A 249-nucleotide genomic window follows, 5' to 3' on the forward strand; every position below is an offset into this window, starting at 1 on the left:
TGGCTACGTTGAAGCTTCTGCTCCAAATGGATTAGTTGGAACTGATATTTACTTTGATTTTCCAAGCGTCGGAGCAACACAAAACGTGATGATGGCAGCTACCCTTGCTAAGGGAACCACTAAGATTCAAAATGTTGCTCGTGAGCCTGAAATTGTCGACTTACAAAAGGTATTAAACAAAATGGGTGCCAAGGTTTCTGGTGCTGGTACTAATACAATCACAGTAGTTGGAGTTAAAAGTCTTCATGG

General features: G+C 41.4%; 1 protein-coding gene. It reads left to right on the forward strand.

Translation table 11 applies throughout. The annotated features are described in order from the left end of the window. Window positions 1-249: carboxyvinyltransferase (locus AC6UDF_RS07365; protein ID WP_500724235.1), on the forward strand; the 249-nt coding region annotated here is incomplete at both ends.

This window comes from Fructilactobacillus sp. X2R6C1 (genome assembly GCF_059901295.1).